12 protein-coding genes are annotated in these 12,713 nt (G+C 72.6%); 7 read left to right on the top strand and 5 right to left on the bottom strand.

Annotated features, from left to right (window positions below; translation table 11 throughout):
* Positions 1–62: 62 nt before the first annotated feature.
* The gene (locus tag AB852_RS23945; RefSeq protein WP_073792230.1) at positions 63–1,142 is read left to right on the top strand and encodes an NsdA family TPR-like regulatory protein; all 1,080 of its coding nucleotides are present in this window, start codon (positions 63–65) and stop codon (positions 1,140–1,142) included.
* Positions 1,143–1,156: 14 nt separating this feature from the next.
* On the top strand, positions 1,157–1,519 hold the full coding sequence (locus AB852_RS23940) for a hypothetical protein (RefSeq protein ID WP_073792229.1): 363 nt from the start codon (positions 1,157–1,159) through the stop codon (positions 1,517–1,519).
* Positions 1,520–1,642: 123 nt separating this feature from the next.
* On the opposite strand, the gene AB852_RS23935 is transcribed toward AB852_RS23940, so the two are convergent.
* Positions 1,643–2,335 carry a gamma-glutamyl-gamma-aminobutyrate hydrolase family protein gene (locus AB852_RS23935; protein WP_073792228.1) on the bottom strand — a complete coding sequence of 231 codons (693 nt, stop codon included), beginning with the start codon at positions 2,333–2,335 and terminating at the stop codon, positions 1,643–1,645.
* 233 nt (positions 2,336–2,568) lie between these two features.
* Between AB852_RS23935 and AB852_RS23930 the strand changes: the two genes are divergently transcribed.
* From AB852_RS23930 to AB852_RS23920, 3 genes are read left to right on the top strand one after another with little or no spacing between them, the layout of a single operon-like run.
* Complete coding sequence (locus tag AB852_RS23930) at positions 2,569–3,933, top strand: glutamine synthetase family protein (RefSeq protein WP_073792227.1); 1,365 nt, start codon at positions 2,569–2,571, stop codon at positions 3,931–3,933.
* Positions 3,934–3,941: 8 nt separating this feature from the next.
* Complete coding sequence (locus tag AB852_RS23925) at positions 3,942–5,357, top strand: aldehyde dehydrogenase family protein (RefSeq protein WP_425444188.1); 1,416 nt, start codon at positions 3,942–3,944, stop codon at positions 5,355–5,357.
* Positions 5,358–5,363: 6 nt separating this feature from the next.
* Positions 5,364–6,191, top strand: a complete 828-nt coding sequence (locus AB852_RS23920; protein WP_073792226.1) for a 3-oxoacyl-ACP reductase — start codon at positions 5,364–5,366, stop codon at positions 6,189–6,191.
* A gap of 69 nt (positions 6,192–6,260) precedes the next feature.
* On the opposite strand, the gene AB852_RS23915 is transcribed toward AB852_RS23920, so the two are convergent.
* The 4 genes from AB852_RS23915 to AB852_RS23900 all read right to left on the bottom strand — a co-directional run bounded on the left by AB852_RS23915 (position 6,261) and on the right by AB852_RS23900 (position 11,021).
* Positions 6,261–6,689, bottom strand: coding sequence for a pyridoxamine 5'-phosphate oxidase family protein (locus tag AB852_RS23915; RefSeq protein WP_073792225.1), 429 nt, complete (start codon positions 6,687–6,689; stop codon positions 6,261–6,263).
* Between the two features lie 680 nt (positions 6,690–7,369).
* Positions 7,370–8,230, bottom strand: a complete 861-nt coding sequence (locus AB852_RS23910) for an SAM-dependent methyltransferase (RefSeq protein WP_241561684.1) — start codon at positions 8,228–8,230, stop codon at positions 7,370–7,372.
* Between the two features lie 105 nt (positions 8,231–8,335).
* A complete protein-coding gene (locus AB852_RS23905; protein ID WP_073792224.1) occupies positions 8,336–9,910 on the bottom strand; it encodes a hypothetical protein in 1,575 nt (524 codons plus the stop codon).
* An 88-nt stretch (positions 9,911–9,998) separates the two neighbouring features.
* Positions 9,999–11,021 carry a methyltransferase gene (locus AB852_RS23900; protein WP_079184877.1) on the bottom strand — a complete coding sequence of 341 codons (1,023 nt, stop codon included), beginning with the start codon at positions 11,019–11,021 and terminating at the stop codon, positions 9,999–10,001.
* Positions 11,022–11,200: 179 nt separating this feature from the next.
* Here AB852_RS23900 and AB852_RS23895 point away from each other — a divergent pair, with 179 nt between their 5' ends.
* Both AB852_RS23895 and AB852_RS23890 read left to right on the top strand, forming a co-directional pair.
* The gene (locus AB852_RS23895; RefSeq protein ID WP_178391095.1) at positions 11,201–11,770 is read left to right on the top strand and encodes a TetR/AcrR family transcriptional regulator; all 570 of its coding nucleotides are present in this window, start codon (positions 11,201–11,203) and stop codon (positions 11,768–11,770) included.
* 62 nt (positions 11,771–11,832) lie between these two features.
* Positions 11,833–12,600 carry a VOC family protein gene (locus tag AB852_RS23890; RefSeq protein WP_073792222.1) on the top strand — a complete coding sequence of 256 codons (768 nt, stop codon included), beginning with the start codon at positions 11,833–11,835 and terminating at the stop codon, positions 12,598–12,600.
* Positions 12,601–12,713: the final 113 nt, after the last annotated feature.

Genomic DNA, 12,713 nt, shown 5'->3' with positions numbered 1-12,713 from the left:
TGCGGGTTCGGGCAGCACACCATGTTGAGCGAGACGAGGTTGCCCGACCGGTTGTGCTACAGATGGACCTTGAAGAACTCGACGCTCTGCTCACCCCGGCTGCGGTGCCGCCGGAGCCCGGACGGTTCGCGTCGGGTGCCTACTACGGCCCGGGGGACGCTGACGAGATGATCCGACGTGAGTTCCTGCACCTCATGGCGGTTTCGGGCCCGCTCGCCGCCGTGCCCGCGGGCGGGGCAAGTGCCCTGGAAGGCGGTGCCGGTGGCTTCGAGCGGATGAACGGTCACCTGTGGCAGGTCTACCGGCTCGCTCGCGCCAAGCACTCGGTGTACCCCGCGGTGCAGTCGCAGCTCATCGCTTTGAACGATGCGCTGCGCGACGGACGAGGCCGGGCAGGTTCGCTCCGTGTCGCGGCCGGGGACCTGTTCCAACTGGCGGGCGAGCTCGCCTTCGACGCCGATCGGAACCACGACGCCGCCTCCTCCTACGCGTTGGCGGCCAGTGCGAGCAAGGAGGCCGGGGCCTACGACCTGTGGGCGTGCGCCCTGATCCGCAGCGCCTACGTGGATCTCTCCGAGCGTCGCTACCGGCGCGCCGCTGACACCTTGGGGGCCGCGCGGCGCGTCGCCCTGCGCGGGGACAGCGGCCTTGCCACCAAGTACTGGGCCGCGGCGGTGCAGGCCGAGGCGTCTGCCGGCCTCGGAGACCTCAACGCCTGTGAGGCCGCCCTGGACGAAGCCGAGAAGGTGGCCGACCTCGGTGACCGGGAGCCGGCCGCCGGATGGTTGCGCTTCGACGGTTCGCGTCTGGCGGAGGAGCGCGGAGCCCGGTATTTCCAGCTCGACCGCCTCGACCTGGCCGAGGCGGCCCTGAAGGACGCGCTGGAGCTCGGTCCGCCGGCCGTCGGACCCTCCTTCCGGCGCCGGGGCGCGGTACTCGTGGATCTGGCGGCGATCGGGGCCAGACGGAAGGACTCGGAGCAGGTCGTGCGGTACGGGCGGGAAGCCCTGGCGCTGGCGCGGGCCTCCGGGTCGGGGTATGCCATCCGTAGACTCTCGACCCTGACCGCCGAGCTGGATGCCGTAGGGCGGGACCGGGGTGTCGCCGAACTGAAGGCCGAGATCGGCGGTCTGTCGGCGTGACGAGAGGGGATGGCATGACCACCGAGGGCGCGCGGGTCTTTCGTGAGGCGTGGATCGCGGGAGTGCGCAAGCACTTCCCCGGCGAGCCGAAGCCGGGCTACGTGACTCCATGGGAGCAGACGCCGGACTGGGAACGTGAGGCCGCGGGGGCCGTCTACGAACAGGTACGCCAGCTGCTCGAACTGAGTGGTGGTCACGCTTCCCGTCTGTCGCGCGAGCAGAAGAGCCGGTTCGTCGCCACGAGCTGGACGGCACAGATGTTCAAGCACTTCGAGGACCCTAAGCCGGGATACGTGGCCGACTGGCCCGACCTGCCGGACTGGCAGAGGGAGACCGACTCGGACATCTTCGAGGCCGTCGAGAACAGCCTGGAGTAGGTCCCGGTTCCGCAAGCAAGGGTCCCTGACCGGAAGGCCGGGTGCCTCGTCGGGTGTGGCGGCCCCGCCCCGGTCCACCGGTGACAGGGATTCCTGTTCGCGCGGATGACGCCCCGAAGGGGATCAGCCGCGGCCTTCCGCCGCCGCTGAGACCAACCCCCGTACCACCCGGAGATCGTCCCCCATCTCCGGGTGCCACTGCACCCCCAGCACCCACCCGCCGCCCTCCGCTGGCTCCACCGCCTCCACCGTGCCGTCCTCCGCGAACGCCGAGGCCACCAGTCCCGTCCCGAGGCGGTCCACCGCCTGGTGGTGGTACGTCGGCACCACCGACACCCCGGGGGCCAGCGCCCCGTACAACGTGCCCGGCACCGCCGTGACGGGATGCGTACCGAACGTGCCGACCCGCTCCACATGGCCGTCGAGATGCTGGACGAGCGTCCCGCCGAGCGCGACGTTCAGCAGTTGCATCCCCCGGCACACCCCGAGCAGCGGTGTCCCCTGGGCGAGCGCCGCCTCGATCAGGGCGAGTTCCCAGGCATCCCGCTCCCGCGCGGGAGGGCCGGTCCGGGGATCGGGCTCCGCCCCGTACCGCACCGGCTCCACGTCCGGGCCGCCCGCGACGACGACCCCGTCCAGCCGGGCCACGGCCGCCGCCGCGTGCGCCGGGTCGTCGGGCGGCAGCAGTACGGCGAGGGCTCCGGCGGACTGCACGAGCCGGGGATAGCCGATCGCCAGCAGCGCCACCTCCAGCTCCCACACCCCCCACCGCGCGTGCTCGCGGTACGTGCTCACTCCGATCAGCGGCCTGCTCACCGGGCACACTCCTTCTGACGGTCCATCACTCCATGGAGTGAACTCGGCGGAGGGACGCGGTCCGGCGGATCGTCCAGGGCGGCGCGGAGCGTGGCGTTCCCGGCGGGGTGGCCGGGGGAGCGGACCGGTTCCGACGGGGCCGGATCGGGGAACGTGTCGTGCAGCCGGTACCCGCCCGGCGGCGCGCCGCGGGTAATACCTTAGGCGCCGGCGCACCGAAGGAGGCCGTCCCCGTGGCAGACCGCACACCCCCGCTCGGCGTCGAGGAACTGCGCGCCCTCGTGGCGGACGGCGGGATCGACACCGTCGTCCTGGCCTTCCCCGATATGCAAGGACGGCTCCAGGGCAAGCGGTTCGCCGCGCGCTTCTTCCTGGACGAGGTCCTGGAGCACGGCACCGAGGGCTGCGACTACCTGCTCGCCGTCGACACCGAGATGAACACCGTCGACGGCTACGCCATGTCCTCCTGGGACCGCGGCTACGGCGACTTCGCCATGCGTCCCGACCCCGCCACCCTGCGCAGGATTCCCTGGCACCCCGGCACCGCCCTGCTGCTCGCCGACCTCGCGTGGGCCGACGGCTCACCGGTCGCCGCCGCGCCCCGGCAGATCCTGCGCCGGCAGCTCGAACGGCTCGCCGGACACGGCTGGACGGCCCAGGTCGGTACCGAGCTGGAGTTCATCGTCTTCGAGGACACCTACGAGCAGGCGTGGGACGCCGACTACCGGGGCCTCACCCCGGCCAACCAGTACAACATCGACTACTCGATCCTCGGCACCGGCCGGGTCGAACCCCTGCTGCGCCGGATCCGCAACGAGATGGCGGGCGCCGGACTGGCCGTCGAGTCGGCCAAGGGCGAGTGCAATCCCGGCCAGCACGAGATCGTGTTCCGCTACGACGAGGCGCTGGTCACCTGCGACCAGCACGCCGTCTACAAGACCGGTGCCAAGGAGATCGCCGCCCAGGAGGGCCGCTCGCTGACCTTCATGGCGAAGTACGACGCCCGGGAGGGCAACTCCTGCCATATCCATCTCTCGCTCACCGGCCCCGACGGCCGACCCGTGATGGCGGGAGACGGGCCCGACGGGATGTCCGCGGTGATGCGGCACTTCCTCGCCGGTCAGCTCGCCGCGCTGCGGGACTTCGCGCTGCTGTACGCGCCGAACATCAACTCGTACAAACGCTTCCAGCCCGGCTCGTTCGCGCCGACCGCCGTCGCCTGGGGCCATGACAACCGGACCTGTGCGCTGCGGGTGGTCGGCCACGGGCCCGGCACCCGTTTCGAGAACCGGCTCCCGGGCGGCGACGTCAACCCCTACCTCGCCGTCGCCGGGCTGATCGCCGCCGGGCTGCACGGGGTGGAACACGGGCTCGAACTCCCCGAACCCTGCACCGGCAACGCCTACACCGCCGGACATGCCCGGGTCCCCACCACCCTCCGCGAGGCCGCCGGGCTCTGGGAGAACAGCACGATCGCCCGCGCCGCCTTCGGGGACGAGGTGGTCGACCACTACCGGACCATGGCCCGCGTCGAACTCGACGCCTTCGACGCCGCGGTGACCGACTGGGAACTGCGCCGCTCCTTCGAACGCCTGTGAGGAACGCCTTGCCGCACGAGCACGAGGACGACCCGCTCCGCCCACCCCGTGACCCCGGCGCACCGTACGAACTGACGGTGCTGAACCCGGCGACCGAGGAAGTCGTCGCCACCGTCCCCGGCGCCACCGCCGCCGATGTGGACCGGGCCGTCACCCGGGCCGCCGCCGCCCAGCGCGGCTGGGCCGCCCTCGCGCCCGCCGACCGGGCCCGCGCCCTGCGCCGGTTCGCCGCCACCGTCGACGCGCGGATCGGGGAACTCGCCGCACTGGAGGTCCGGGAGGCCGGACACACCATCGGCAACGCCCGCTGGGAGGCGGGCAATGTCCGCGACCTCCTCGACTACGCCGCCGGGGGAGTGGAACGCCTCACCGGGCGCCAGATCCCCGTACCCGGGGGGATCGACCTCACGATCCTCGAACCGCTCGGGGTGATCGGGGTGATCGCCCCCTGGAACTTCCCCATGCCCATCGCCGCCTGGGGCGTCGCGCCCGCCCTCGCCGCGGGCAACGCCGTCCTCCTCAAACCCGCCGAGACCACCCCGCTCACCGCGCTGCGGCTCGCCGGACTGGGCCGTGAGGCGGGGCTGCCCGAACATCTCTTCCAGGTGCTGCCCGGCACCGGACCCGTCGCGGGTGACGCGCTGGTCGCCCATCCCGGGGTCGCGAAGATCGTGTTCACCGGGTCCACCCGGGTCGGCAAGGCGATCATGGCGAAGTGCGCCGCACGGGTGAAACGGGTGACCCTCGAACTCGGCGGCAAGAGCCCCAACATCGTCTTCGCGGACGCCGACATCGAGGCCGCCGCCGCGAGCGCGCCGATGGCCTTCCTCGACAACAGCGGCCAGGACTGCTGCGCCCGCACCCGCATCCTCGTCCAGGACACCGTGTACGACCGGTTCCTGGAACTGCTCGCCCCCGGGATCGAGGCGGTCCGGGTCGGTGACCCGGCCGACGAACGCACCCAGATGGGGCCGCTGATCTCCCGCGCCCAGCTCGACCGGGTCCGCGGGTACGTCCCCGGGGAGCTGCCGGGGGTCCGGGGCGACTGCCCCACCGGACCGGGCTTCTGGTTCCCGCCGACCCTGCTGACCGGTCTCGCCCCGGACGCGCCCGCGGCTGTCGAGGAGGTCTTCGGGCCGGTCGCCGTGGTGCTCCCCTTCACCGACGAGGACGACGCGGTACGGCTCGCCAACGCCACCGAGTACGGGCTGTCCGGTTCGCTGTGGACCCGGGACCTGGGACGCGCGCTGCGGGTATCCCGGGCGGTCGCGGCGGGCAACCTCTCCGTGAACTCGCACTCCAGCGTCCGCTACTGGACCCCGTTCGGCGGCTACAAACAGTCCGGGCTCGGCCGTGAGCTGGGGCCCGACGCGCTGACCGCCTTCACCGAGACCAAGAACATCTTCCTCAGCACGGAGGTCTGACCGCCCATGACCGACACCCCCGGAGCCGACCCCGCCCGCACCGACGACGACAGACCCGCCGCGGCCGTCTGCCGGCGGCTGGTGGGCCGTACCGCCGTGATCACCGGAGCGGGCAGCGGTATCGGCCTCGCCACCGCGCGCAGACTCGCCTCGGAGGGCGCGCGCGTCGTCTGCGGCGACATCGACGAGGAGTCGGGCCGGGCGTCGGCCGACGCGGTCGGCGGCACCTTCGTCCGGGTCGACGTCACCGACGCCGGGCAGGTCGACGAACTCTTCCGGACGGCGTACGACACCTACGGCTCGGTCGACATCGCCTTCAACAACGCCGGGATCTCGCCCCCCGAGGACGACTCGATCCTCACCACCGGGCTGGCCGCCTGGCAGCGGGTCCAGGAGGTCAATCTGACCTCCGTCTACCTCTGCTGCAAGGCCGCCCTGCCCTATATGCGGCGCCAGGGCCGGGGCTCCATCATCAACACCGCGTCGTTCGTCGCCCGGATGGGCGCCGCGACCTCGCAGATCTCCTACACCGCGTCCAAGGGCGGCGTCCTCGCCATGTCCCGGGAACTGGGTGTGCAGTTCGCCCGGGAGGGCATCCGCGTCAACGCCCTGTGTCCCGGGCCCGTCAACACCCCGCTGCTGCGGGAGCTGTTCGCCAAGGACCCCGAGCGCGCGGCCCGGCGGCTGGTCCACATCCCCGTGGGCCGCTTCGCCGAGGCCGACGAGATCGCCGCCGCCGTCGCGTTCCTGGCCAGCGACGACTCGTCGTTCGTCAACGCCACCGACTTCCTGGTGGACGGCGGGATCTCCGGCGCCTATGTCACCCCGCTGTAGCGCGCCCCGGGGACGCGGCGGGACGGCGTACCGGTCCTGTCCACCGGTACGCCGTCCCTTCGGGCCCGGTCAGGCCCCGCCGAGGTCCGCGGACATCCAGCGCTCGGGACGCATATGGAAGACCACCTGTTCGCCCTGCTCGCTCTCGGCGTGGGCGAGATAGGCGTCCACGCTCTCGGCGGGCAGATAGCGGGACGCCATCTCGTGGTAGTGGTCCCGGGTCGCGGGCATCGTCTTGATGACGGGACCCTCCACCGACACATAGCGCGTGGTCGGCGTGGTCCGGTCCACCAGCAGGGTGAAGCGCCCGGCGGCGGCGATCAGGGTGCTCTTGCGGGACGTGGCACCGGTGATGATCCAGATGTCGCCGCCCGGCTCGTACTGGTACCAGACGGGGACGGTGACGGGGGCCCGGTACGGGTCGCCCGAGTCCAGCGCGATCGCCGCGACATGGGCTTCGGCGAGGAACACTTCGCGCTCTTCACGGGTAAGGGGCATGGGGTCTCCTTGGTCTCGGTACGGGTCGGTCCGGCCCGTCGCGACCGGACCGCACCGGCTCCCGCCGCGCGCGGCGCGGTCCGCCATGGCCCCGGGCGCTCGGCCCTGGGCGCGCCGGGTGGGACCGGCGGGACATGACGGGGAGGGGGACGGTGCTGTCCGGAGCACGGGCGTGCCGCAGGGGCACAGCCGTGCGCGACGGGGTGATGAAAGGTGACGGTGGTGGGGGGAGGGCGCGCGGAACGCTCCGTGCGCGGGTGGCGATCGCGGTACGACGTCCGGTCGGCGGTCACGGACCCGTGTGGTGGGCGGGTCCGGCCGGCCGTCGCACAACGGCCGTGGCGTGTCGGGCCGGTGGGTCGTCCGGGTGGGGGGTGGGGCGCGCGCCGGCGTCAGTGGCGGTGCGGGGCCTGTCTCGGCGGGTGGGGGGTGGCGGCCGGGGCCCCGGCGATCGCCGGGGCCACAGGGCGCGGGCGAGCGGGACGGGCCGTCCGGCTCCGTCCGGTGGGGTGGGGTGCTCCGGCGGCGGAAGGGTGGGGCCGCCCCGCCGCCGGAGCCGGTGTCGCGTGGTACATGGGCCGTTCTCTCTCGCTCGTCAGGCGTGATCGAGTTACCGTACGACCGTACCAGCTGTCCATACGGTAGATCGAAACAACTCCGCCGTACGAGTGAGTGTGCGGTTAACGACTTGTGGAACGGGGCTTGACACCGACCCCCGCGGCCCCGTGCACCCGGGCCGCCAGTTCGCGCTCCTCGGGCGTGCCGTCGGGGCGCCACTCCATCAGCTTCGCCAGACCCGGCCTGACCAGGTCGAAGCCGTCGAACAGACCGAGGACGAAGTCCCGGCTGCGGTAGCGGATGGGGTTGGCGCTGCGGGAGTAGATCTCGGTGATCTCCGGTGCCTGCGCGGTGAGGCCCTCGTCGGTGGCGTGGGACAGCGCCAGATGGCTGCCCGGCGCCAGCGCGTCGCGGTACCGGGCCACCAGCGCCCGCGGGTCGTCCTCGTCGGGGATGAACTGGAGCACCGACAGGAACAGCAGCGCGACCGGCTCGTCGAAGTCGATCAGTCGCCGTACCCCGGGGTGGCCCAGTACCCCGTCCACATCACGTAGATCGCCCTGGACGGCCTCCGACAGGGGGTCGTCGGCCAGCAGTTCGGCGGCGTGCAGCGCGGCGGCGTCGTCGTTGTCGACGTACACCACCTTGATCCCGGGGTCGGTCGCGCGTGCCACCTCGTGCACCGGGCCCTGCGTCGGGATGCCCGATCCGATGTCGAGGAACTGGCGTATTCCCGCCCCGGCGCAGTACCGCACGGCCCGCTGGAGGAAGGCGCGGTTGGCGCGCATGATGAGCGGTGTCTCCGGCAGCAGTTCGACGACCTGGCGCGCCAGTTCCACATCGGCGGGCAGATGATGCGTCCCGCCCAGGTAGTAGTCGTACATCCGGGCGGCGCTGGCCCGGCTGGTGTCGATCCCCTCGATCCCTTCGATGGCCTCGATCCCCCGTGGTGTTCCGGGGGCGACGCGGGGTGAGCTCTCCACGGACGGTTCTCCTCGGCTCGGCGTTGCTGATGGGGTTGGCGCGGTCGCGGAACGGGCCCGCGGACCCGGGCGCCGGGCCGGTCGGCCGGCCCGGCACCCGGAGGTTCAGGCGCAGGTGGGCACCGAGGTGCCGGCGGCGCGCCCCTGGGGGGCGGGCGCCCGGCTCGCGTACGGGTCCGCGCGCATCCCCCACTCCGCGGCGAACCGCCGGCCGAACAGGGAATCGCCGCCCGCGACCAGCAGCAGCTCGTTCAGCGCGGTCAGTACGCAGCGGGAGCGGCGCTCCGGCGGCAGCGCGAACACCGGCTCCATCACCTCGTGCGCCTCCGAGGGTTCGCCCAGGGTGAGGAACGCCCTGGCCGTGTCGATCCGGCTCAGCGCGTGCTCGGCGTAGGCGCGTACCTCCGCGGGCGCCTTGTCGAACAGGTCCAGGGCGGTGAGGAGTTCCTGGAGCGCCGGGTGGATGTCGCGGACGTCCAGCAGGGCCGCCCCGACGAAGTAGCGCTGCTGGGCGCTCTGGAGGTGGAAGATCCCGTCGGCCCCGTTCCCGGTGCCGAAGTACATCTGTTTCCTGTTGCCCTCCTCCCATGCCCGCAGGGCCTCGCGTGCCTCGTCGTCCTGTCCGGCGCGGGCGAGCGCGCGGGCCCGGCGCAGCAGCAGATGCGACTTGATGCCGTCGGGCCACTCGCCGCGCGCGCCGTCGTCGGCGATCCGGGCGGACTCCACGAAGTCGCCGTCGGAGAAGGCCAGCCGGGAGCGGACCACGCTGACCCAGCGCCGCGCGTCGTCGTGCTCGGCCTGGCCCGCGAACATGGAGGCGGCCCAGAGGTGGGCGCGGGCGGCCGAGGTGCCGCCGAGGTCGTCGCAGACCCAGGCCGTCAGCGCGGAGCAGCGGGCGGCGAGGGCCTGGAGGCGGACGGTCTGGCTGGGGCGCTGCTGGCCGCGCAGCAGTTCGGCCATGCGCTCGCCGAGCTGGGTGAGCTGGAGCAGCACCGGGGCGGGTGAGGCGTGCAGATAGGCGCGGCCCGCGTCGCGCAGTTCACGGTCGAGCTGTTCGACCGTGACGTCGTCGACATTGGTCGTCGTCACATGGCGGGCGGTGCCCAGCGCGTTCTCGCCGCTGACGGCCATGAGTTCGGCGGTGCCGGTCTCCCGCAGCCGTAACGGGCGGTGCGCGGGGTCGGGCGGGCCGGGGTGCCCGGGGCAGCCGGCGGTCGCCGTCCCCGCGGTCCGCGGGCGGGAGGCGGGCGGTTGCTGGGGGTCCGCGTCACCGGCGAGCCGCCGGTGGTACAGCTCGCGGTCCTCCTCGGGCATGTGCCGCAGGTCCTCGATGTCGACGAGCTGGACCCAGCTCGTGCCGTAGATGTCGGCCAGGGTGCGCAGGGTGCGCACCGTGGGATGCACCCCACGGGCGGGCCACTGCTCGAAGTCCCATATGCGGCTGCCGCGCATCCGGGACTCGGCGTCGTTGCGCAGGGCGCTGTAGCGGGCGGCGACCTCGTCCAGCGAGAGTTCGCAGGCGAGGCGGCGCGCGGTGCGCGGGCGCATATGGCAGAGCTGGGCGAGTGCCGTGGCCACGGCGTCGTTGATCCGGTCCGCGGGGAATCCGAGGGCCTTCAGTTGTTCCCGCAGTTCCCTGCGGTAGGGCTTGCTTCCTGGCTTGTGCTGGAGCTCTTTCACGTAGCGTTCTCCCCCTTGGTGCATCACATGACTGCGTGCAGATGTCGCGGAAGTGCGCTGGACGACCCGTCCCCCGGGCCCGGAAAGGTCAGCAGGCGACCGCCTCGATCAGGGAGATCCGGCCGGTGTCCTGGACGCCGCGGACCGTGAACCCGGCCTCGGACAGCAGGGTGCGGTAGTCGTCCGCGGACCGCTCCCGGCCGCCGATGAGCAGCAGCAGATGGAGATCGAGCAGTCCCCGGGCGCCCGCCGGGTCGGCGGGGCGGGCGAGTCCTTCGGCGATGAGCAGGACGGCGCCCGGCTCCATCGCGCGGCGGCAGGTGGTGAGGATGCGGCGGGCCCGGTGGTCGTCCCAATCGGCGAGCACCCGGCACAGGATGTGCACGTCGTGGCCGCCGGGCACCTCGTCCAGGAAGTCGGCCGGGGCGAGGGTGAGCCGGTCGCCCCAGCCGCGCGCGCCGAGCGGTCCGGCAGCACGTGTCACCACGTCCGGCAGGTCCACGAGGGTGACGTGGAGCGTGGGGTGGGCGTCGAGCAGGGCGGCGGTCAGGGCGCCGCGGCCGCCGCCGATGTCGGCGACGCGCCGTGCCGTGCCGAAGTCGTGGCCGGTCACGACCAGGTCGCGGGCCTGGCCGATGGAGTCGGCCATACCGGCGTCGTAGGCCGCGGCGGCCGTGTCGTGCTCGCGCAGGTACTGCCAGAAGCCGGTGCCGAACGCCTGCTCGAAGGCGGAGCCGCCGGTGCGCACCGTGTGCAGGACATGGCCCCAGGCGAAGAACTGCTCCTCGCAGACCGTGACCACCCACGCGGCGAGCGAGCCGGGGGCGTCGGAGCGCAGCGGGGCGGCGTGCGGGGTGAGGGAGAACCCCCCACCGGCGGTTTCGGCCAGGAGGCCCTCGGCGACCAGGACGCGCAGGAACCGGGGCAGGACCGCGGCGTCCGCTCCGCAGTGCCGGGCGAGTGCGGCGGCGGACCTGGGTCCGTCGGCGAGCGCGTCCACGACGCCCAGTTTGACCGCCGCGTAGATCACCTGCGAGCGGCGGTATCCCGTCACGGCGTCCCTCAGGTGCAGGTCGGACGCGGGCGGACTGATCAGGGTGTGGTCGGACAAGACAACCCCTTCGTTACCGATGCGTACGATACCGTATGACAGTACGGTACGGCCTACCGGGGCTGCAATACCGGTCGGTCGTATGGTAGGGTTATTGGAACTATTAGGGAGAAGTGTTGGAAAAGGGGCAAATGCGTCGGCGTCGGGCTGGAGGCGAAAGACGGGGCGAGGTACTGCGCGTGGCGGTCGGTGTACTGGCCGAACGCGGCTACGACCGCACCCGTTTCAGTGATGTCGCCACCGCCGCGGGCGTCGCCGTGAGCACACTCCAGTTCTACTTCGGCTCCCGCGACGACATGCTCATCGAGGCGCTGCACCAGTCCACCGAGGAGGAGGTCTGGGCCATGGAGCAGGCCGCCGCCTCGGGAAGCACTCCATGGGAGCGGCTGGTCCAGCTGCTGGAACGGGGCCTCGCCATCCTCCCGGTGCAGACCTGGCGCATGCTGCTGGAGTTCTGGTACGCGGCGGCCCGCGACCCCGAGCTGCGCGCGCACAGCGTCGACATCCAGCAGCGGTACCGCAGGCCGTTCATCGAGGCCATCCGGGACGGCATCGCCAGCGGTGAGTTCACCACCGAGGAGGACCCGGAGGACCTGGTCACGGTCATCCTGGCCATGCTCGACGGCATGCTCATCCCGCGTGTCTGCGATCACGCCTACTTCCGGGAGGACCGGGTCCGCGAGGTCGCCGTCAGCACCGTCGCGTCCCTGCTCGGCGTCAAGAAGAACGTCTCGTACTCGGCCACGTGACGCCTCGCGCGTCATGTCCCGTCCACCGGCACCATTCCTCCGCACGAACCAAGGAGACAGCCATGTCCTCGCGTCCAGGAACCCCGGCCCTGATCGACGTCACCTCCGCCGACCTCGACGCCAGCAAGGAGTTCTACCGCGGCCTCTTCGGCTGGGAGTTCGACGGTTCGCTCGACCCCTCGGGGACCTACACCTACGCGGTCGACGGCGGGAACCCGATCGCCGGACTGCGGGCCGCGCAGCCCGGCCAGCCCCCCGCGTGGACCCTCTATCTGCACTCCGACGCCGCCGACGCGACCGCGCAGGGCGTCAAGGACCTCGGCGGACAGGTCGTCTACCAGAACGAGGCGCCCCAGCAGGGCCACGTGGTCATCGCCGCCGACCCGACCGGCGCCTTCTTCGGCGCGTGGCAGTCGCTGCGCGACGCGGAGTTCCGCACCGGCGCCCCCGGCACCCTGGCCTGGGCCGAGCTCAACACCCGCCAGGGCTCCGCCGCCGACGAGTTCTACCGCGGCCTGTTCGGCTACGAGCAGCAGCAGATCGGTGACGGCGTCACCTACGACTACAGCGTGTGGGGCCACGGCGCGGCGCCCTTCCTCGGCCGCCTCCAGCTCCCCGACGCCGTCCCCGCCGAGGTCCCCCCGCACTGGACGGTGTACTTCGGCGTCGACCCCGCGTCCGGCACCGACAAGCTCGTCGAGCGCGCGGTCGGCCTCGGCGCCACCCTGGTCTCCGCGCCCGAGGACATCCCGGCCGGCCGCAAGGCCGTCCTCACCGACGTCGCCGGTGCCGTCTTCGCCGTGATCGACGGCTCGAAGGCGACCCGCTGACCGACACCCCGCACGGCGCACCGAGGACCCCGCCCGGACCGGACACCCCGGCCCCGGGCGGGGTCCCCGCCGTACGGGGGAGCGGCCGGCGGGCAGCCGCGCCGGACCACCGC

It is taken from the genome of Streptomyces uncialis (assembly GCF_001905345.1).
GTDB classification, from domain to species: Bacteria; Actinomycetota; Actinomycetes; order Streptomycetales; family Streptomycetaceae; genus Streptomyces; species Streptomyces uncialis.
The sequence above is the reverse complement of the archived record's forward strand: the minus strand, read 5'-3'. Positions and strand labels throughout refer to the sequence as shown.